We start from the raw sequence: 20,254 nt of genomic DNA on the forward strand, positions 1-20,254 counted from the left end.
ATCTGAAATTCAAAAAATTAAAGAAGATGGTACTAATTTAGAAGTTCATTTCAGTGAAGAAGCTGTACTAGAAAACAGCGATAATTATATTTTAATGTTAGACGCAATTATGCTAACTGCTAAGGAATTTAATTTTGATTCAGTTACGTTTTACGGAAATATCGATCAAATTGGAAATGTGAAATTTGGAGAACGAACAAAGGTCCCACTTGCACCAAATCCATTACCATTGAGCTAAAGAGACACTTCGTTGTCTCTTTTTTTTGTCAATATAAAAAATATGCATGCATTTTTTTACATAATTTAAGAAAAATTTTCAAATAATGAAAGGGTGTTAATCTTCATAGAACAAATTGTTTAATTATTGAGGAGGATCTTAATGCTTTTTTTTGTTAGACGGATTGCTATTGTTACCATAATAGCAATTTTTGGAGGTTTATTCTTTATCAGTGCTCATAGTGCTTATGCACAGGAATTACGAGTAGATACCACTGAGGAATGGGCATGGCCAGTTTTAGGGAGAATTACTGATACATTTGGAACAAGACAAGGAAATCACAAAGGCTTAGATATCGCTGCTCCACTTGGAGACCACATATATGCGGTTGAAGAAGGAATCGTTAAAAGTTCAGATTTTAAGGGCTCATATGGGCATGTAATCTTTATCGAGCATCCAAATGGGTATGAAACGGTCTATGCACATCTTAGTAAACGCAGTGTTCAAAAAGGCGAAATTGTTGAAAAAGGCCAATTAATTGGGCAAATCGGGAGTACAGGAAATTCAACAGGACCACATTTACATTTTGAAGTGCATAATGGGGAATGGAATTCTTCTCGAAATAATGCCATTGACCCTCTATATGTGCTAACTGACGAACAAATTCTTGTTCCCGCAATCATGCAAAAAGAGGGAATTGAGGTTTCAAAAAAACTTGAAACCTACACGGTGAAGGAGGGAGAATCTCTTTCAGTTATTGCAAGTAAGGTAGGTTTATCTGTTGAAGAAATTAAAGAAATTAATCAATTATCAGGTGATTTAATTTTCCCTAATCAAGTCTTAATTATCGAAAAAACCTAAATAATTTTAAGCTTTTTCATTCCCATCAGGAGCCAGTTCATGTATAATGATAAAAACTTCGATGGGGGATTCATATGCGCACTGATTATCACAATCATTTAGAGCTTGGTACACTTGAATTAGACTATTTGATGAAGTTTATTGATGAAGCTAAGCTTAAGAAAATCGATCATTTCGGGATATCTGAGCATGCTTATCATTTTTATCAGACTAAAGATATTCTTAGTAATCCTTGGGTTGATGCAAGGAGATATTACGACATGAAGGACTATGTCGATTTATTTAAGCTTGCATGGAAAAATAATATCGATGTAAAAATGTCGATTGAAATGGATTATACACCTGGAAAACATGCTGAAATGGAAAAGTTCATTTCCTCCTATGATTTTGATTATGTAATTGGTTCTATTCATTGGGTAGGAGATTTTGGAATTGACCTTGCGGAATTCCGTGAAGAATGGGATAAACGAGATTTACATGATACATATACGAAATACTACGATCAGGTAATTACATTAGCACAATCCAATTTATTTGATATTATCGGTCATATTGATCTTGTTAAGATTTTCAAGTATATCCCTGAGGATGAAGAATTCCTCTTACATCAATTTGATCGTGCAACAACCGCATTAGCAAATTCTAAAACATGTGTTGAAATTAGTACCGCTGGACTACGAAAGCCGATTGGCAAGCTTTATCCCGATCCACGACTACTCCAAATGTGCTTTGATAAAAATATTCCAATCGTCTTGTCATCGGATGCACATCGTCCACAAGATGTGGGTGCCGATTTTGACCAAGCAATCGATTTAGCAAAAAGTGTTGGCTACAAAACACTTATGACATTTGAAAAAGGTGAACGTAAGGAAGTTCCACTTGGGTAAAAAAAACAGGCTATCGTAGCCTGTTTTTTCCAATAAAAGAACCCTTTTTCCAAAGGGCTCTTCTTATTGAATAGTCTATTCAAATTTTAATGGGTCACCATCAAATGACTCGTCCGCAACTTTAATGGAATCAGTTGGACAGCCTTCAAATGCATCCATCATATCCTCTTCTAATATTTCCGGAATTTCAACAATTCCTTGGTTATCATCAAGTGTTACAAATGCAATACCGTCATCATCGTAATCGTAGATGTCAGGTGCAGCTGCACCACATGCACCACAAGCGATACAAGTTTCTTTGTCAACAATGGTATACTTTGCCATGTGTACTTAACCTCCCGAAATCATTACATGTATTAACATATATTTATATTAGTTCCCCATTCCGCTTCCTCACAGAATGGAAACAGCTTCCTCATATCTCATTGTAAAGCTGTTCACAAAACTTTTCAATAAAAATATATTGTGAGATTGCTTATTGTAGAGGGGTTTTGCCATTCTGACAAACATGTTTATAATTCCACACGAAAACATCCCACTTTTCGTTATTATTTGATAAAATAAAGGTAACATTCATTCGACAATTTTCCAAGTATTTCGATAGAGAGGGGAGAAGGATGGTGAACATAACCTATCGTTCAATATTAATCTTAATCTGCATCGAGAAACTGAGCGGAGAACGTACAGTTTATGGAATTTATCATTTATTGAATGGTAAAAAATCCTCTCAAACGATTGGGGACGCGAACCTATTTAATCTCACACCACTATTCGGAATTCTTAAACCTTTAGATAGAGAACAATTTAATAAAGAGATAAAATTGCTTCAGGAACTCTCTTTAATAGAAGAACTAACACCGTCAAGTAATAAATTTATCGTGAATGAAAATGGATATTCTGTTTTAGATGGTGAACTGAAAAAGAAACCGATTCCTGATCATCTAAATGGCTGGAAATATAACAGCCAGTCTTTATTGCTTTGGAGAAGACTTTCACTCCTTACACAAGTTTTATCCAATTTAATTGATGGGAAAAAACAATATACACCCATCCAGCAGGATGATTCAGTATTTGAGTGGGTGAAAGGGTTTCTAATGAAACAGGGAAAAAATCGATATTTAGCAGCAGAATCCCTATATAAAGAGATTTTGCAATCCCTTGAAATGGTATCGGAACTTGAAGCAACAATTTTTGTCATGAAACTGACTAGTTCAACAAGAATCGGTTATACAATTGAGCAAATCAGTTCCCTATTAAATGAGGATGAAACATGGTGCCAGATACTCTTTTTACATACTTTGCATGCGATTGTTAAACATCTTGAAATAAATGGTGAGAAGTTTCCAATGCTTGTTTCGATGACAAAGACAAATAATCACAACAATGTGTTATTAACTGCTTCCACAAAGACAACCTATCAAATGTTATTACAGGGAAAATCAATCGATGAAATTGCAGTTATTCGTAATTTGAAACGGAATACAATTGAAGACCATGTTGTAGAAGTTGTACATCAGCAACCTGATTTTTCAATTGATCAATTTGTGCCCTCTGAACACCAACAATTGATCTTTTCAACCTATCAGACACTGCAAACAAAACAATTACGACCATTAAAGGACAAACTGTCAAATGTTATATCGTATTTTGAAATAAGGTTAGTCCTCGCGAAACTTGGTGGATTACATGAATCTTGACGTACTTTTAAGAGAAAAATTTAATCATTCCTCCTTTCGGAAAGGGCAACAGGAAATCATAGAAGATATTCTTAGAGGGTATGATGTGATTGCTCTTTTACCTACTGGAGGAGGAAAATCCCTTTGTTATCAGTTACCAGCGCAAATTCTTCATGGTAGTGTTCTTATTGTTTCACCACTTGTAGCATTAATGGAGGACCAGGTGCTTCAATTAAAGAAAATGGGTGAAAAAAGAGTAATTGCTCTGAATAGCTTTTTATCGAACGAACGAAAACGGAAGATCATGCCGAGCCTGCACAAATATAAATATATCTTTGCTTCACCTGAAATACTGCAATCTAAATATTTTATGAACCGATTAAATGCGATTCATTTTTCTCTATTCGTTGTGGATGAAGCCCATTGTATTTCGCAATGGGGACATGATTTTCGCCCTGACTATTCAAGGTTAGGGGATATTCGTAAAAGCTTGGGCTCTCCACCTTGCCTTGCCTTAACAGCAACAGCGACAAAAGAAGTTTTTGAGGATATCAAAAGAACTTTACAATTAACCAACCCAAAAATGCATATTCACTCCATCGATCGGCCAAATATTGCAATCACTGTGAAAAAGGTTCGTTCTCTTGAAGATAAAAAAGAAATGCTTTTAAAATATGCAAAAGAGTTAGAGGCACCAGGAATTATTTATTTTTCAAGTCGGCTTTTGGCTGAAAATATTGCACAATATTTAAAAGATAATGGCATAGAACGAGTTGCTTTTTACCACGGTGGTATGGAACAGGAAAAACGAATGCTGATCCAGGAGCAATTTATTAATAATCAACTTTCCATCATTTGTTGTACGAATGCATTTGGGATGGGGGTGAATAAGCCCGATGTTCGATTTGTGATTCACTTTCATTATCCGTCACAGATGGAGGCATATTTACAAGAAATAGGACGCGCCGGAAGGGACGGAAATCCAAGTGTTGCCATTTTGTTATATCATGAAATGGACCATGAAATTCCGGAAGTACTTATAAAATATGAACTTCCAACGAAGGAACAAACCCAATTAGTGATTGAATATATCAATCAGGATATTAATGAAAAAGGCAAATTTATATATACAAAAACAGTCGAGGATTACTTTCTTACTGTTCTTAGTGTATCGGAAGTCCAATGGCGGTTTATTCAATTTTATCTGTCTTTAGACGAGGTCATTCAAACACAAGTTAATGTACAAAATGCCACTCAGATTGTTGATGAAGCTGCAAAGAAACGATATGTTTATAAACTTAAAAAGCTTAAGATGATGGAGAATTGGATAAAAACACAAGAATGTCGACGTGAACAAATTTTAGCTTATTTTGATGAAAGCCTCGTACAAAAACCTTCATCCTGCTGTGATTTATGTGAAATAGAATGGGAAATATACAAACGCAAATTAAATGGGGGAAATGAGTGGAAGTTGCCTTCTTGGAGACAAGAATTACATCACATCTTCCATAGAAATGGGTGAAAAATATGGGTAGGCGTCAAGCTGATATTATCAAACATTTACCGGATAAAGAAATTGTTTTTCACCTTTATTTAACTCAAGGAATTTTATTAGTTGTATCTTTGGTGCTAGGCTTTTTCTTGTTTGACAATTGGTCATCATTTATAAAGCTTTGGGATTGGAAGGACTGGAATATTTTTATTATCGGTTCTGCTTTTGCGTTAGTTGTTGTATTTGTAGATTTTTTACTGATGAAGTGGCTTCCTGAAGCAATGTATGATGATGGTGGAATTAATGAACGTATTTTCCAAAAACGAAGCATCCCACATATTTTTATTTTATGTTTATTGATATCCTTTTCGGAAGAGATTTTATTTAGGGGTGTCATTCAAACTCATTTTGGACTTGTTATAGCTAGCTCGATTTTTGCATTATTACATGTGCGTTATTTATATAAATGGGTTTTGTTGGCATCTGTAGTTCTTTTGAGCTTTTTATTAGGATATATTTATGAGCTCTATCAAAATCTTTGGATTACGGTATATGCTCATTTTTGGATTGATTTTATTTTTGCTGTAAAGCTTAGAATCGATTATTTGCGTAATCTTTAAAAAAAGAGGAGGTATAGTCTTGAAGCAGCCTGAAGGGAAAGAAAAATCTGTTGAAATAGAGACAAGCACTTCGACACTACCCTCTCGAAGTGAATTTCATAAAACAAAGAAAAAGAAAACAAAGGTTAAGATTAAATATCCAATTATTCGTTTGTTGGCCTTATTGTTTGTGTTACTACCTGTTGCAATCCTTAGCTATAAATTTAATTCCAATCCAGAACTACTAGAAGCACCTTCTGGAAAAAGGAGTGCAAATTTTGAAAGTTTCAGCTATGAAGACGAGGATGAGACTGTAAATGCTCCTGATGTCAATGAGCATGAAGAAGAACCAGAAAATGTTGAACAAGAATCTAATATTGAACAGGAAGAGAAGAGTCAGCCGGTAGTTGAAAAGCTAGAAGAAGCTCCAATTATTGAAGAGCCCAGTCAAAACGTTGTCGAACACAATCCTCCACCTACAGCTGAAGCAACAAAACAACCGGTCCAACAGCAAGAAAAGCCTAAGGATCGTTATGACGTTAAGTATCATACAGTTCAAGCCGATGAAACTCTTTATCGGATTTCTATGAAATATTACAACAACCGTTCTGGTGAAGAATTAATACGAAGATGGAATGATATTAAAGGTGATACCGTTATTGAAGGCCAGGTTTTACGAATTCCATTTAAACTAAATTAGAATTTGATGTAAACTTGTATTAGGAAGTAAATAGCTGAACTGGCATTCAGCTATTTACTCTGTTTAGAAAAATTTCTTTTTATCCCGTTCTTCTTTAAGTATTTCGACTGCTTCTCTAAATCGTTGAGCATGGATAATTTCTCGTTCACGCAAGAAACGTAAGCTATCATTTAAGTCAGGGTCATCGCTCATGTTGATAATCCATTGATATGTCGCTCTTGCTTTTTCTTCTGCTGCAATGTCCTCATATAAATCAGCAATAGGGTCGCCCTTTGCTTGGATATATGTTGCAGTAAATGGTGCACCTGCAGCATTTTCGTAAAATAATGCGGAATCATGTGCTACATAGTGTGGACCTAAGCCTGCAGCTTTTAATTGTTCAGGGGTCGCGTCTTTTGTAAGTTTATACACCATCGTCGCAATCATTTCTAAATGAGCAAATTCTTCTGTACCTATGTCATTTAACAACCCAATAACTTTTCCAGGGATTGTGTAACGTTGATTTAAATAACGTAAAGCAGCTGCTAATTCACCGTCTGCACCACCATATTGTTCAATCAGAAACTTCGCTAACATTGGATTACACGTACTCACTTTGACAGGATATTGTAGCTTTTTTTCATAAATCCACATTTACGTAAATTCCTCCCCATTGTCAATGTCTAGCTTCAGGCGCCATCAGCTCGAGGTCATAAGCCAATCGCTTCGGAAGGCAAAGAGCGCCTTCTGTCAGCGCTCGTCTTATGCCTGTCGCCAATAGGCGGGCGCCTTGCGCTTTTCTTTCAAACCTGCCACGGCCAAGGCTCGTCATTCCAGTTCCAAGGGTAGCTGGAATAGCTATAACGACCAAATTGAGTCAAAGGCCCAAATCTTTCTTCATATTGTTTCGCGATCTTTCTACGTTGGTGTGAAACAGCGTTAAATTGCTGTATTGCCTCATAATCATGTGGATGGGTATCAAGATACAAGGTGAGTTCAACTAAGACAAAATCCAAAGCCTGTAAATCCTCTAATAACGCATAAAATTCTGGGGGCATTTGTTTAGGATTCATTCACTTTCAGCCTCCCTTTTCGGTTCATATGGACTGAAATACGGATCGTAAAAGGCTTTCCATAGTGTTCCAATGTATAACGCTTCCTTTGGTGAGAATTGGGGCAGGTTTGGTGGTTGAAACGGTATATAAAGATGTGGGGGGGTAACGTAAGTTTTACATGTGATCGGCTTACAAGGGTCAAACGGGCTTACATAGGGATAATAGGCCTTCTTCGGTGTAAACATGAAGCAACCTCCTTGGTGTCAAAATACAAAACGATGTCATTCTACTGTATGGTCTATAGGGCTAAAAAATGACAAGGATTCAGATTTACAGAGGCAGTTCGAAAAAATTAATGTTCTGGTTCTTGGCAAACGTGATTATTGTTAGCCTTTTCCATAATTTATGGTATCATATCTGTATATTCAAAAGTGATATAAAGCTTGATCTAGATAGATAGGGCGTGGAATATGCTATTTTTTTTCGGGATTATATTTATTGGGGTGCTGCTCCTTCTATATAGTGGTGCGGAAGCAAGACAAAATCGTGTTGTAAGGAATACATTAACATTTACGGATTTTCCAAAAAGCTTTGGGAAAATTACTATTTTCTTTATTTCAGATATTCACAGAAGAGAGGTATCTGAAAAAATTATCAATGAAGTGAAAGGGAAAGCCGATATTGCGATCATTGGAGGAGATTTAACAGAAAAGGGTGTACCCTTTGAACGTGTAAAGAAAAACCTTCAGTTAATTAAATCAGTTGGACCGACCTACTTCGTGTGGGGCAATAATGATTATGAAGTGGATTACCGTGAACTCGATTCTCTACTATTAAGTATGGGCATTAAAATTCTAGATAACACGGCGATGTTTTTTGAATCTGGAAAAGGTGAGAAGCTTGCTCTCCTTGGAATTGATGATTTGAAGGTAGGAAGAAGCAGGTTGGACCTTGCCCTTTTAGATGCAGCCGATGAGGCAAATTTTAAAATTTTGGTTAGCCATAATCCAGAAATAAAAAGCGAGCTCAAACCGGAGAACAACATTAATCTTATACTGTCTGGGCATACCCATGGTGGACAAATTCGATTTTGGAAATTTGGGCTTTACCCTAAAGGTGGTGTCGAGCATAAAAACGGAATGACCATTTTTGTCAGTAATGGTTATGGTACATCTGGTATACCGTTAAGGTTTGGTGCACCAGCTGAAACACATTTGATTACTCTTCAATCATCTGATAGCTAATACGATTCGCAAAAAATGTCCTAACAACGCTAAATCCAAGAACATAATTTATTTTCCTTCATAAAATAAGGTAACGGTTGTGCGTAGGTGTGATGGTGAGGGAGGGTTTTTAATGCGTCTTGAGCGCTTAACTTATAATAAAATCAAGATTTTTCTAACATTTGATGATCTGGTTGATCGTGGCCTCTCTAAAGATGATCTTTTGTCGGATTCGCTTAAGGTCCACCAATTATTTCGCGATATGATTGAAGAAGCAAGTGTCGAATTAGGCTTTGAAGCGGATGGCCCCATTGCTGTTGAAGTATATTCTTTACAGGCACAAGGCATGGTGATCATTGTAACAAATTCAGCAGGGGACCCTGAAGATGAAGAATTTATGGATGAAGATTATATTGAAATGCAGGTAACTCTTGATGAAAGTAAAGATATATTTTATGAGTTTCATACGTTTGAAGATGTAATTCAGCTTTCAACCAGATTAAATAGTTTATCAATAGATGGTGGCAGATTATATTCATATAAAGATTATTTTTATTTATTACTTGAGGATAATTCAGCCTTTCATACAGAAAACGTCATTGCCATTTTAGCCGAATTTGGAAATTCTGCGACAATTACGAAATATCGGGTACATGAATATGGAAAAATCCTTTTTAAAGAAGATGCAATGAAGGAAATTTACAATTATTTCATTAAAAATAAGAAGAACCTCTAATGATGATTAGGGGTTTTTCTCTACGTTAATGGTTTTTACAACTATAGTTCTTTTTGCGGTTTTATTTTAATCATAAAAATACAGATTCTTCATTTTTCATCTTGCATAAACATAGGGAAGGTGTATACTAGTGACTGGAAAGGTGGACAATATATAGAAATTTGATGCGTTATGTTCACCGCGCTTTTTGAACATCCTCTAATGGAACTGTGAAAAATCTTGGGAGGTTTACAAATGGTAGCCGAAAACAATAAGGACAATTCAAAACAAAACGAAGAGAAAATGGATGTCCTCAAATCTACACAAACAGTCATACATAAGGCATTAGAAAAATTAGGGTACCCTGAGGAAGTATACGAACTTTTAAAAGAACCGATTCGAATGATGACCGTTAAAATTCCAGTACGAATGGATGATGGTTCTGTAAAAATCTTTACAGGCTATCGCGCACAGCATAATGATGCAGTAGGTCCAACTAAAGGTGGAATTCGATTTCACCCAAATGTAACTGAAAAAGAAGTTAAAGCGCTTTCGATTTGGATGAGCTTGAAATGTGGTATCGTTGATTTACCATATGGTGGAGGAAAAGGCGGAATCATTTGCGATCCTAGAGATATGTCATTCCGTGAACTTGAGCGACTTAGTCGTGGCTATGTTCGTGCAATAAGTCAAATCGTAGGTCCTACAAAGGATATCCCGGCTCCAGATGTATTTACGAACTCTCAAATTATGGCTTGGATGATGGATGAGTATAGTCGAATAGATGAATTTAACTCACCTGGATTCATCACTGGTAAGCCGCTTGTATTAGGTGGTTCACATGGCCGTGAGTCTGCAACTGCGAAGGGTGTAACAATTTGTATTCGCGAAGCTGCAAAGAAACGTGGTATTAATTTAGAAGGTGCCCGTGTTGTTGTACAAGGCTTTGGAAATGCAGGTAGCTTTTTATCAAAATTTATGCATGATGCAGGTGCTAAGGTAATTGGTATCTCTGACGCATATGGTGGCTTATATGATCCAAATGGTTTAGATATTGATTACTTATTAGATCGTCGTGATAGCTTTGGAACAGTTACTAAGTTATTTAACGATACGATCACAAACAAGGAATTATTGGAGCTAGATTGTGATATTCTTGTACCAGCAGCAATCGAGAACCAGATTACAGAAGAAAATGCCCATAATATTCGAGCAGGAATTGTGGTGGAGGCTGCAAACGGCCCTACAACACTTGAAGCGACACAAATCTTAACTGAAAGAGGAATCCTCCTCGTACCGGATGTTTTAGCAAGTGCTGGTGGGGTGACTGTGTCCTATTTCGAATGGGTTCAAAATAACCAAGGCTATTACTGGTCAGAGGAAGAAGTAGAAGAAAAACTTGAAAAAGTAATGGTCAAATCATTTGAAAATATTTATTCCACAGCACAAAATAGACGTGTTGACATGAGACTAGCAGCCTACATGGTTGGAGTAAGAAAAATGGCTGAAGCGTCGCGTTTTAGAGGCTGGATTTAGTTCATAACATTTGCAATGAGAACAAAAATCTCCTATCATTTTTGGTAGGAGATTTTATTAATGTCTAGCGCAAGAGCCTAGCCCTCGAGGTCACAAGCCAATCGCTTCTGAAGGCAAAATGCGCCTTCTGTCAGCGTCGTCTTGTGCTTGTCGGACTTGCACAGGACAAGGAAGGCTTCGACAGCATAAACATCGCACGAAGAAAATGCAATGCATTTTCGAGGAAGTGCTGACATCGACGTTTGCCACAGGACGTGGCAGCAGTTAGTCGATGTTCCACTAGGCACTTGCGCTTTTCTTAATTAGGAGTGACAAATATGCAATCGGAAGAAGTCGTTATTATTGGGGGAGGACCCTGTGGATTAGCAGCCGCCATTGCGCTGCAGAATATTGGTATAAAACCACTTGTAATTGAGAAAGGGAATATAGTAAATGCCATTTACCATTATCCTACACATCAAACATTTTTTAGTACAAGCGAAAAATTAGAAATCGGAAATGTTCCATTTATTATTGAAGGTCGTAAGCCGAAAAGAAATCAAGCTTTGTCTTATTATCGAGAAGTTGCGAAACGTGAAAAAATAAGAGTGCATGCATTTGAAACAGTAACTGGCGTAACGAAGCTTGAACATGATAAATTTATAATCACAAGCTCTAAAGGTGAGTATCAGGCAAAATATGTGATTGTTGCGACAGGCTATTATGATAATCCTAACTATATGAATGTTCCTGGTGAAGATCTTCCTAAAGTTTTTCATTATTTTAAAGAACCGCATCCATATTTCGATAAAGATGTTGTCGTAATTGGAGGAAAGAACTCAAGTGTCGATGCTGCTTTAGAACTAGTTAATGCTGACGCACGAGTAACGGTCTTATATCGTGGTTCCGAATACTCCACAAGCATTAAGCCATGGATTTTACCAGAGTTCGAATCATTGGTTCGGGGTGGGATCATAAATATGGAGTTTCATGCAAATGTTGTTGAAATAACTGAAGATGCTGTAATCTATCAGGTTGGGGAAGAGAAAAAGAAAATTAAGAATGATTATGTATTTGCGATGACCGGCTATCATCCTGATCATAGCTTTTTACAAAAAATGAATGTTCAAATTGACGAGGATACTGGAAGACCTTCGTTTAACCCTGACACAATGGAGACGAATGTTGAGGGGATTTTTATCTCTGGTGTCATTGCTGCGGGTAACAATGCGAATGAAATCTTCATTGAAAACGGACGCTTTCACGGAGACATAATCGCAAAAGCAATTTTAGACAGAAAATAGGGCGGCTCACTTGAGTCGCCTTTTTATTTAAAAAATATTTCCTGTAGTTCGTCATGGTTATTTGTGATTTCTAATGTGACTAATAGCTTTAGCCTTGCTTTTTGTCCATTTAAACCATTTGAAAAAATAACTCCAAGCTCCTTTAATTGGCGTCCACCGCCTTCATAATTATACACATCCTGCACATATCCGTTAAAACAACGGGACACCAATACGACAGGTACACCACTATCTATGAGATCCTTTAATTCAGTTACCATGGTGGGGGGCAAATTACCTTGACCAAGTGCTTCAATCACTAATCCATCCGGATGTAATGTTCGAATTGCATGAAGGATTGATCCGTCCATCCCTGCGTATGCCTTTAGGAGGACAACGTTTTTTGTTATTTCTTCAATATCATATGTTTCCCTAATAGTGGGCATATGGTGAAAGGTGATTTCTCGTTTACTCACAATCCCTAGTGGACCATATTGTGGACTCTGAAAGGTTGCAATATTACTAGTGTGGGTTTTAGTTACATTTTTAGCTGTATGAATTTCATCATTCAAGACAACTAAAACGCCTTTTCCAATGGCACTGTCAGAAGCTGCCACACGAGCAGCAGAAATCAAATTATAAGGACCGTCTGCCCCAAGCTCATTGCTCGACCTCATCGCTCCTGTTACGACTATTGGAATATCAGACTGAACGGTGATATCTAAAAAATAAGCCGTTTCTTCAAGGGTGTCCGTTCCGTGGGTAATGACAACGCCTTCGATTTTATCCTCCTTAATACTCGTTTCGATTTTATGTTTAAGCATTAACATTTCCTTTTCCGTTATATGTGGAGAAGGTAATTGAAATAATTCCTCGACCATGACATCAGCAATTGAAGCTAAAGCATTAGTGTGAAGTAGAAGTGGGTTTTGTTGATTTTGTTCGACAGCTCCAGTGTTCTTATCCTCCATCATTGCGATTGTACCGCCAGTATGAATGATGAGTATTTTTTTCATCGGACTCGCCTCATTTCTATATAGAAAAATTATCCATTTTGCAGAGACTTGATATTTTCATTTACCACATTACATGTTACGATAAAAGTGTTTGCTACGCAAAATTTATTTTACTTTCGGGGAGAAGAGGATACGTATGGTGGCGGTCATAACCGCAGGACTAGCACCTGGGCTTGCGTTATTAAGTTATTTTTATTTAAAAGATAAATATGAAGCAGAACCTATTGCTATGGTTTTTCGAATTTTCATTTTTGGTGCCCTCTTGGTGTTTCCGATTATGTTTATCCAGTATGTGTTGGGGGTTGAAGGTGTTTTTACACAAAACCTCTTACAAGCCTTTTTAACTGTAGGCTTATTGGAGGAGTTTTTTAAGTGGTTTATCCTTTTTTATACCGTTTATCAACATATGGAATTTGATGAACAATATGACGGAATCGTATACGGTGCTGCCCTGTCGTTAGGATTTGCGACGTTTGAAAATATTCTCTATTTATTTGCCAATGGGGTTCAGTTCGCAATTGGCCGAGCCTTATTGCCGGTTTCTAGTCATGCGTTATTTGGTGTGATTATGGGATATTATCTCGGTAAAGCTAAATTTTCGCCTGAAGATAAACGAAAGTGGATTTTCATTTCTTTCTTATTCCCGTTTATTTTACATGGAATATATGATTACATACTGCTTTCATTGAAGAAATGGATTTATCTAATGGTACCGTTTATGTTGTTTTTATGGTGGTTTGGATTACGAAAAGTAAAAATTGCTAAACCTTAACCTGTCATTTTTGGCGGGTTATTTTTTTATGCTTATTTTTATCAAGAAATGAAACTAACTTCTGAATAAAATACCAATCTCTACAGAAAATACTTGTAAGTATATATAGAAAATGGTTAGGGAGGTAATTGATTATGAACTTTAAAAAACATTTGATGTTCCCCATCGTCCTTATCATGTTTGTTAGTGTATTCATTGGAGGAACTAACAATCATGTTCATGCATTTTCTGAACAAGTTATTCAGCGTGGAGCAACAGGTGACGATGTAATTGAGTTGCAATCAAGACTTCAATATAACGGCTATTACCACGGCACAATCGACGGAGTTTATGGCTGGGGTACATATTGGGCAGTCCGTAATTTCCAGAAGGCATTTGGGCTTGAGGAGGTAGACGGATTAGTCGGTGACAAAACGAAAGCAATGATTAACCGCTTCACCAAGTATAATAAGCAATTTGTATATGACAATTTACGTAAAGGGAATCGTTTCACCCACTATGGTGGGGTTCCGTGGAGCATTCAATCGGCACCATCTGAAAAGAACATCGAAAAAGCAAAAACAACAGCAGAGGCAAGACGAGCCGAAATAGAAAAACAATTCACGGCAGAGCAAAAGCAGCCGCAGAAACCACAAGCAAAGGCGCCTGCACCTGCGCCGAAGCAACCACAAGCTAAGGCACCGGTACCGACGCCAAAGCAACCACAAGCTAAGGCACCAGCACCAACGCCAAAGCAACCAAAAGCAAAAGTTCAACAACAAGAAGAAGTACAGTCTCTTGGACCTGCAGCAGTAAATATGCCTGGTGGTTTTTCTCAGAATGATATTCAGCTTCTTGCAAATGCTGTTTACGGAGAAGCACGTGGTGAGCCATACATTGGACAGGTCGCAATTGCAGCGGTAATTTTAAATCGACTTGATAGCCCAACATTTCCAGATACAGTGTCTGGTGTAATTTTTGAACCACTTGCTTTTACGGCCGTTGCGGATGGACAGATCTGGTTGACGCCAAACGAGCAAGCGAAAAAAGCAGTTGTCGATGCAATAAATGGATGGGATCCAACAGGTGGTGCGACCTATTACTTTAATCCAGCAACTGCAACAAGTAAATGGATTTGGGGCAGACCACAAATTAAGAGAATTGGAAAGCACATATTCTGTAATTAGAATGGAAGGTGAGACTATATGCTAAGAGGAATATTAATAACTGTACTTACAATTGGTATTATTGGAACGGGCTACTGGGGCTATAAAGAGCACCAGGAGAAAAATGCCATTCTAATTCAGGCAGAAAACAACTATCAACGTGCGTTTCATAATTTAACGTATCATATTGACCTTTTACACGATAAAATAGGAACAACACTTGCCATGAATTCAAGGAATTCACTTTCTCCAACACTTGCAGATGTGTGGAGGATTACATCGGAAGCACATTCAGATGTAGGGCAATTACCTTTAGCGCTAATGCCTTTTAACAAAACAGAAGAGTTTCTAAGCAATATCGGGGATTTTAGTTATCGTACAGCTGTACGTGACCTATCTAAAGAACCATTATCGGATGAAGAGTATAAAACCCTTGAGCAGCTCTATAAAAATGCAGAAGATATCCAAAAGGAACTCCGAACTGTTCAACATCTTGCTATGGAGAATAATCTGCGTTGGATGGATGTTGAATTAGCGCTCGCTTCAGGAGAAAAGCAAGCAGATAATACGATTATTGATGGCTTAAAAACTGTTGAAAAAAACGTAGCCGCTTATTCTGAAAGCGATTTTGGTGTGACTTTTACGACTACTAAAAAAGATGGTGGAAAATTTCCGAATTTAGAGGGACCACAAATTAATGCTGAACAAGCAAAAGAAGTAGCGAAAAAGTTCCTCGGTTTAGAAGGAAACATAGATATGAAGGTAACCGAAAATGGTCAAGGTTCAGCAAATGGATTTTATAGTCTAGAAATAAATGATCCTAAGTCAAAAGTGAATACCTTCATGGATATTACAAAAAAAGGCGGAATTCCGATTTGGGTTATTCGTAACCGTGAAGTTGCAAAAAGCGCTATCAGTCTTAATGATGCATTTAATCGAGCTCAAAAATTTCTAAAGGATAATAAATTTGAAAATCTTGAGCTATTTGAAAGTGCACAATATGATAACATCGCTGTATTTAACTTCGTTTCTTCGGTAAATGGAGTGAGAGTGTATTCAGATTCGATAAAGATGAAAGTGGCACTCGATGATGGAAATATAATTGGATTTACAGCAAGAGATTATTTAATGGCTGGTAAAATTAGTACAGACCGCAAACCAAAAATCTCTAAAGAGGAAGCAAAGAAGGAAATTAACCCAAATCTTGAAATCATGGAAGATCGTCTCGCCATCATTACAAATGATCTTGATCAAGATGTATTATGTTATGAATTTTTAGGCACGATTGGAAATGATACGTACCGAATTTTTATCAATTCTGAAAATGGGTTTGAAGAAAAAGTTGAAAAGCTTAAAAATGCTGAACCGGTCTATAAAGGAATGAATAAATAAAACATAACGAACGAATAAGGAAAGCGATTTTGCTTTCCTTTTTTTGTTTATTCGTGGTTTAATAAGAATACGAGAAGAGTTACAGAATGTTTTAGAAAGAGTGAACGACCGTGTTGAAAATTGGGGATATGATTAACCTTGAACCTATTATTAATCCGAATGGTGAAAAATATCGATGCAGAGTTGTTGAAAAATTGGAAAACAAGCTTTACATTGATTATCCAGTTAACAACAGGACAGGGAAAACGGTTTTTTTATTAAATGGGACACAGCTAAAGGCATTTGTTGCATCTGATAGCACTTCAGCTTATTTTTTTGACACTACAGTGTTAGGAAGGGTCAAACAAAATATCCCAATGATTGTTCTTTCCTTTCCTGGTGAAGACAGTATGTTTAAGATTCAGCGACGTGAATATGTCCGTGTTGAAACACCTGTAGATGTTGCAATACATAGTTTAAATGGAGAATTCCAGCCTTTTGTTTCAATTACTCGTGATATAAGTGCGGGTGGTGCAGCTATCATTTTACCTTCTACTAAAACACTTATACCGGGGGTAGATATCCTAACACATTTCGTTCTCCCAACCCTATCTGATGAATATCAATATGTGTCTTTTAGAAGTGATGTAATCCGTATCGTCGATGGTAAAAATGGCGAAAGAAATAAAGCTTCACTAAAATTTTTAGATATTAGCGAATCCGATCGCCAGCTATTAATTAAATTTTGTTTTGAAAGACAATTAATATTGAAGAAAAAAGGGATTCATGTAAGTGAAATTTAGAAATAAGATTTAAACAGAATAAAATTCACAAAATTTTTGCATACTATGATTAAAACTTTCTTTAGGATAGGTATGCAAAATGAAAAACTTCGAACGTATTTTAATCAAACTAGCTATTATTCAATTTATTTTTTTGCTTGTGGGACAGGCTATTATATTATATAGCCCATTGACCCCATATATCACGAGAATGATTGAATATGAGGGTGTTGACAAATCGGAAACGACCAAAACCATTGAAACATTACTAAATAACAATTAAAATGAAATGCAGGGATTCCCTGCATTTTTTCGTAGGTAGGAATACTAGACATATGAATCAATATAATAAAGTTTAGATAAACAAGCTCACTTGTTTATAAAGACTTTTTTCATTTCCTACCAAGTGTTAGTTACAGGAGGCATACATAGTTTATGGACAATAAGATTTCAATAGCAATTGACGGACCAGCAGCTGCAGGAAAGAGTACAGTTGCAAAAATTATCGCAAAGGATTTATCTTACATATATGTTGATACAGGTGCGATGTATCGTGCGTTGACGTATAAAGCACTGCAATTAAATTTAGATTTGGAAAACGAAGACCAGCTTCTCCATGTATTGCAAAACTCTAAAATGGAATTAAGGCCAAGTGAAAATGGCCAGCTTGTTTTTGTCGATGGGGAAGATGTAACGGAAAAAATTCGTGAGCATGATGTAACAAATACAGTATCGATTGTTTCAAAGCATCGCAAGGTTCGAGAAGATATGGTAAAGCGACAGCAAGGTTTTGCAAAGCTTGGTGGAGTTGTAATGGATGGAAGAGACATCGGTACCCACGTACTTCCAAATGCTGAAGTGAAGATATTTTTACTTGCATCAGTAGACGAAAGAGCGGTAAGACGCCACGAAGAAAACCTTTCAAAAGGCTTTCAGTCAGATTTAGAGCAATTAAAATCAGAAATTGCAGCTCGTGATAAATTAGATTCTGAACGTGAGGTTGCTCCATTGCGAAAAGCAGATGATGCAATCGAGATTGACACAACATCATTAAGCATCGAAGAGGTTGTTGAGAAAATAATGGATGTTGTAAGGGAAAGGATTTGAATGGAATGAACCTATACCCTTTTGGAAGAGGATTAATTGGAGCAATTATAAAACCTCTTTACCGTATTGAGGTCCTTGGTAGGGAAAATATTCCAAAGGAGGGCGGTGTCTTGATATGTTCAAATCATATTGACAATCTGGACCCGCCTGTTGTTGGGGTGACATCACCAAGACCGATTCACTTTATGGCAAAGGCGGAATTGTTTAAGGTACCAGTATTAGGTCGGATTTTACCAAACGTTAATGCATTCCCGGTAAAACGTGGGGGAAGTGATCGTGAATCACTTAGAACTGCACTTAAGATATTGAAAGAGGGAAATGTGTTAGGCATCTTCCCCGAAGGTACAAGAAGTAAGGATGGAAAACTTGGGAAAGGATTATCCGGAGTTGGATTCTTTGCATTACGAACAAACTGTACTGTCGTTCCCTGTGCGATTATTGGCCCATACAAACCTTTTGGTAAATTAAGAGTGGTTTACGGAAAGCCCGTCGAAATGGATACATTTCGTGAAGAGAAGGCTTCTGCTGATGTTGTTACCGACAAAATTATGGATTCCATAAGAGAAATACTGGAAAAAAATCAGTAGATTAAGAGTTTATACTTGACAAATAACTGTATTTATTAGAAGTTAATTAAAAGAATATTTTTATAACTTTAATTACATAAAGAGTTTTTTGTGTTGGACATTGAAGGAGGTAATTTGAATGGCAGAGGATATGAATCAAGTCGAGTACAAAGAGTTACAAGTTGGTGATGTGATCACTGGCAAGGTAACGAAGGTAGAGGAAAAACAAGTATTTGTTTCAGTTGAGAACAGTAAGCTAGACGGCATTATCCCAATTAGTGAGCTGTCCAGCCTGCATGTTGAAAAAGCAAGTGATGTTGTATCAGAAGGAGAAGAAATAGAGCTTTCTGTTACAAAAGTTGAAGAAGAAGCTTTAATTTTATCTAAAAAAGCTGTACTAGCTTCTAAAGCCTGGGATGATTTAGAGCAAAAATTTAACTCTGGTGAAGTGTTTGAAGCAGTCGTAAAAGATGTTGTTAAAGGTGGACTAGTTGTTGACCTTGGCGTAAGAGGATTTATTCCAGCATCGTTAGTTGAAAATTATTATGTTGAAGATTTCTCCGATTATAAAGACAACTCGTTAACAGTTAAAGTGGTTGAACTTGACCGTGAGAAAAATCGAGTGATCTTATCTCACCGTGCTGTTGTGGAAGAAAATCAAAAAAATAAAAAGCAACAGGTATTAGAATCATTACAGGTTGGAGCTGTTCTTGAAGGTACTGTTCAACGATTGACAGATTTCGGAGCATTCGTTGATATTGGTGGCATTGATGGATTAGTCCATATTTCTCAGCTTTCGCATGAGCATGTATCAAAGCCATCTGATGTTGTTGAAGAAGGTCAAAAAATTAACGTAAAAATATTATCGGTTGACCGTGATAATGAAAGAATTTCATTGTCTGTAAAAGAAACTTTGCCTGGACCATGGGAAAATATCTCTGAAAAGTTATCAGTTGGAGATGTAGTTGAAGGTACAGTAAGAAGACTTGTTTCTTTTGGTGCATTTGTTGAGGTATTACCTGGTGTTGAAGGACTTGTTCATATTTCACAAATTTCTTCTAAACATATAGGAACTCCTCATGAAGTATTAAAAGATGGTCAAACAGTAAAAGTGAAGGTGCTTGAACTAAACGAGTCTGAAAAACGTATTTCTTTAAGCATGAAAGAACTTGAAGAAAATGTGGAAGAAGACTTTCGTCAATATCAGCAACAAGAGGAAACAACAGGTTTCCAGCTTGGTGAAGTAATTGGTGACCAACTAAATAAATTAAAATAAGCCTAAATAGAAAAAGC

At 36.8% G+C, this 20,254-nt stretch carries 23 protein-coding genes and 1 pseudogene; 19 read left to right on the forward strand and 5 right to left on the reverse strand.

What is annotated here, in order from left to right:
• From V7112_RS10590 to V7112_RS10600, 3 genes and pseudogenes are all read left to right on the forward strand, one after another.
• Nucleotides 1-238, forward strand: a pseudogene (locus V7112_RS10590) (hypothetical protein); the annotation flags it as partial.
• A gap of 141 nt (nucleotides 239-379) precedes the next feature.
• Nucleotides 380-1,078 (forward strand): peptidoglycan DD-metalloendopeptidase family protein, encoded by a 699-nt coding sequence (locus V7112_RS10595; protein WP_335418841.1) that lies wholly within the window; start codon nucleotides 380-382, stop codon nucleotides 1,076-1,078.
• 74 nt (nucleotides 1,079-1,152) lie between these two features.
• Nucleotides 1,153-1,965, forward strand: a complete 813-nt coding sequence (locus V7112_RS10600; protein WP_335418843.1) for a histidinol-phosphatase — start codon at nucleotides 1,153-1,155, stop codon at nucleotides 1,963-1,965.
• A gap of 75 nt (nucleotides 1,966-2,040) precedes the next feature.
• Here V7112_RS10600 and V7112_RS10605 read toward each other — a convergent pair whose 3' ends face one another.
• Nucleotides 2,041-2,289, reverse strand: a complete 249-nt coding sequence (locus V7112_RS10605) for a ferredoxin (protein WP_010284310.1) — start codon at nucleotides 2,287-2,289, stop codon at nucleotides 2,041-2,043.
• 296 nt (nucleotides 2,290-2,585) lie between these two features.
• Between V7112_RS10605 and V7112_RS10610 the strand changes: the two genes are divergently transcribed.
• Genes V7112_RS10610 through V7112_RS10625 form a run of 4 tightly spaced genes read left to right on the forward strand, consistent with a single transcriptional unit; the run spans nucleotide 2,586 to nucleotide 6,432 of the window.
• Nucleotides 2,586-3,662, forward strand: a complete 1,077-nt coding sequence (locus V7112_RS10610) for a helix-turn-helix domain-containing protein (RefSeq protein ID WP_335418852.1) — start codon at nucleotides 2,586-2,588, stop codon at nucleotides 3,660-3,662.
• Nucleotides 3,652-5,163 carry a RecQ family ATP-dependent DNA helicase gene (locus V7112_RS10615; RefSeq protein ID WP_335418855.1) on the forward strand — a complete coding sequence of 504 codons (1,512 nt, stop codon included), beginning with the start codon at nucleotides 3,652-3,654 and terminating at the stop codon, nucleotides 5,161-5,163. Before V7112_RS10610 ends, V7112_RS10615 begins: the two co-directional genes overlap by 11 nt.
• Nucleotides 5,164-5,168: 5 nt before the next feature.
• Entirely contained in the window at nucleotides 5,169-5,753 is a 585-nt protein-coding gene (locus V7112_RS10620) for a CPBP family intramembrane glutamic endopeptidase (RefSeq protein WP_335418858.1), read from the forward strand.
• A 19-nt stretch (nucleotides 5,754-5,772) separates the two neighbouring features.
• Complete coding sequence (locus tag V7112_RS10625; protein ID WP_335418861.1) at nucleotides 5,773-6,432, forward strand: LysM peptidoglycan-binding domain-containing protein; 660 nt, start codon at nucleotides 5,773-5,775, stop codon at nucleotides 6,430-6,432.
• 63 nt (nucleotides 6,433-6,495) lie between these two features.
• On the opposite strand, the gene V7112_RS10630 is transcribed toward V7112_RS10625, so the two are convergent.
• The 3 genes from V7112_RS10630 to V7112_RS10640 all read right to left on the reverse strand — a co-directional run bounded on the left by V7112_RS10630 (nucleotide 6,496) and on the right by V7112_RS10640 (nucleotide 7,711).
• Entirely contained in the window at nucleotides 6,496-7,065 is a 570-nt protein-coding gene (locus V7112_RS10630) for a manganese catalase family protein (protein WP_335418864.1), read from the reverse strand.
• A gap of 149 nt (nucleotides 7,066-7,214) precedes the next feature.
• The gene (locus V7112_RS10635; RefSeq protein WP_335418867.1) at nucleotides 7,215-7,484 is read right to left on the reverse strand and encodes a spore coat protein CotJB; all 270 of its coding nucleotides are present in this window, start codon (nucleotides 7,482-7,484) and stop codon (nucleotides 7,215-7,217) included.
• On the reverse strand, nucleotides 7,481-7,711 hold the full coding sequence (locus V7112_RS10640) for a spore coat associated protein CotJA (protein ID WP_335418871.1): 231 nt from the start codon (nucleotides 7,709-7,711) through the stop codon (nucleotides 7,481-7,483). Before V7112_RS10640 ends, V7112_RS10635 begins: the two co-directional genes overlap by 4 nt.
• A gap of 225 nt (nucleotides 7,712-7,936) precedes the next feature.
• On the opposite strand from V7112_RS10640, the gene V7112_RS10645 reads away from it, so the two are divergent.
• The 4 genes from V7112_RS10645 to V7112_RS10660 all read left to right on the forward strand — a co-directional run bounded on the left by V7112_RS10645 (nucleotide 7,937) and on the right by V7112_RS10660 (nucleotide 12,223).
• Nucleotides 7,937-8,710, forward strand: a complete 774-nt coding sequence (locus V7112_RS10645) for a metallophosphoesterase (protein ID WP_335418874.1) — start codon at nucleotides 7,937-7,939, stop codon at nucleotides 8,708-8,710.
• Nucleotides 8,711-8,822: 112 nt separating this feature from the next.
• Entirely contained in the window at nucleotides 8,823-9,425 is a 603-nt protein-coding gene (locus V7112_RS10650; RefSeq protein WP_335418875.1) for a genetic competence negative regulator, read from the forward strand.
• A gap of 234 nt (nucleotides 9,426-9,659) precedes the next feature.
• Nucleotides 9,660-10,940 carry a Glu/Leu/Phe/Val family dehydrogenase gene (locus tag V7112_RS10655; protein ID WP_335418879.1) on the forward strand — a complete coding sequence of 427 codons (1,281 nt, stop codon included), beginning with the start codon at nucleotides 9,660-9,662 and terminating at the stop codon, nucleotides 10,938-10,940.
• A gap of 317 nt (nucleotides 10,941-11,257) precedes the next feature.
• Entirely contained in the window at nucleotides 11,258-12,223 is a 966-nt protein-coding gene (locus V7112_RS10660) for a YpdA family putative bacillithiol disulfide reductase (RefSeq protein WP_335418882.1), read from the forward strand.
• Between the two features lie 23 nt (nucleotides 12,224-12,246).
• Here the strand turns inward: V7112_RS10660 and V7112_RS10665 are convergent, their stop codons facing one another.
• The gene (locus tag V7112_RS10665) at nucleotides 12,247-13,218 is read right to left on the reverse strand and encodes an asparaginase (RefSeq protein ID WP_335418885.1); all 972 of its coding nucleotides are present in this window, start codon (nucleotides 13,216-13,218) and stop codon (nucleotides 12,247-12,249) included.
• A 136-nt stretch (nucleotides 13,219-13,354) separates the two neighbouring features.
• On the opposite strand from V7112_RS10665, the gene prsW reads away from it, so the two are divergent.
• The 8 genes from prsW to rpsA all read left to right on the forward strand — a co-directional run bounded on the left by prsW (nucleotide 13,355) and on the right by rpsA (nucleotide 20,237).
• Nucleotides 13,355-13,990, forward strand: coding sequence for a glutamic-type intramembrane protease PrsW (prsW, locus tag V7112_RS10670; protein ID WP_335418888.1), 636 nt, complete (start codon nucleotides 13,355-13,357; stop codon nucleotides 13,988-13,990).
• A 134-nt stretch (nucleotides 13,991-14,124) separates the two neighbouring features.
• On the forward strand, nucleotides 14,125-15,156 hold the full coding sequence (gene sleB / locus V7112_RS10675; RefSeq protein ID WP_438823882.1) for a spore cortex-lytic enzyme: 1,032 nt from the start codon (nucleotides 14,125-14,127) through the stop codon (nucleotides 15,154-15,156).
• A gap of 18 nt (nucleotides 15,157-15,174) precedes the next feature.
• Nucleotides 15,175-16,527, forward strand: a complete 1,353-nt coding sequence (gene ypeB / locus V7112_RS10680) for a germination protein YpeB (protein ID WP_335418891.1) — start codon at nucleotides 15,175-15,177, stop codon at nucleotides 16,525-16,527.
• Nucleotides 16,528-16,637: 110 nt separating this feature from the next.
• Nucleotides 16,638-17,309, forward strand: a complete 672-nt coding sequence (locus V7112_RS10685) for a flagellar brake protein (RefSeq protein WP_335418895.1) — start codon at nucleotides 16,638-16,640, stop codon at nucleotides 17,307-17,309.
• 79 nt (nucleotides 17,310-17,388) lie between these two features.
• Entirely contained in the window at nucleotides 17,389-17,571 is a 183-nt protein-coding gene (locus V7112_RS10690; protein ID WP_335418898.1) for a YpfB family protein, read from the forward strand.
• Nucleotides 17,572-17,723: 152 nt separating this feature from the next.
• Nucleotides 17,724-18,395: a (d)CMP kinase gene (cmk, locus tag V7112_RS10695; RefSeq protein WP_335418901.1), complete on the forward strand. Its 672-nt coding sequence runs from the start codon at nucleotides 17,724-17,726 to the stop codon at nucleotides 18,393-18,395.
• A gap of 5 nt (nucleotides 18,396-18,400) precedes the next feature.
• Nucleotides 18,401-18,982: a lysophospholipid acyltransferase family protein gene (locus V7112_RS10700; RefSeq protein WP_335418904.1), complete on the forward strand. Its 582-nt coding sequence runs from the start codon at nucleotides 18,401-18,403 to the stop codon at nucleotides 18,980-18,982.
• 118 nt (nucleotides 18,983-19,100) lie between these two features.
• A complete protein-coding gene (gene rpsA, locus V7112_RS10705; protein ID WP_335418907.1) occupies nucleotides 19,101-20,237 on the forward strand; it encodes a 30S ribosomal protein S1 in 1,137 nt (378 codons plus the stop codon).
• The last annotated feature ends 17 nt before the right edge of the window (nucleotides 20,238-20,254 follow it).

The organism is Bacillus sp. JJ1566 (genome assembly GCF_036962685.1).
Classification (GTDB): Bacteria; Bacillota; Bacilli; order Bacillales; family Bacillaceae_L; genus Ferdinandcohnia.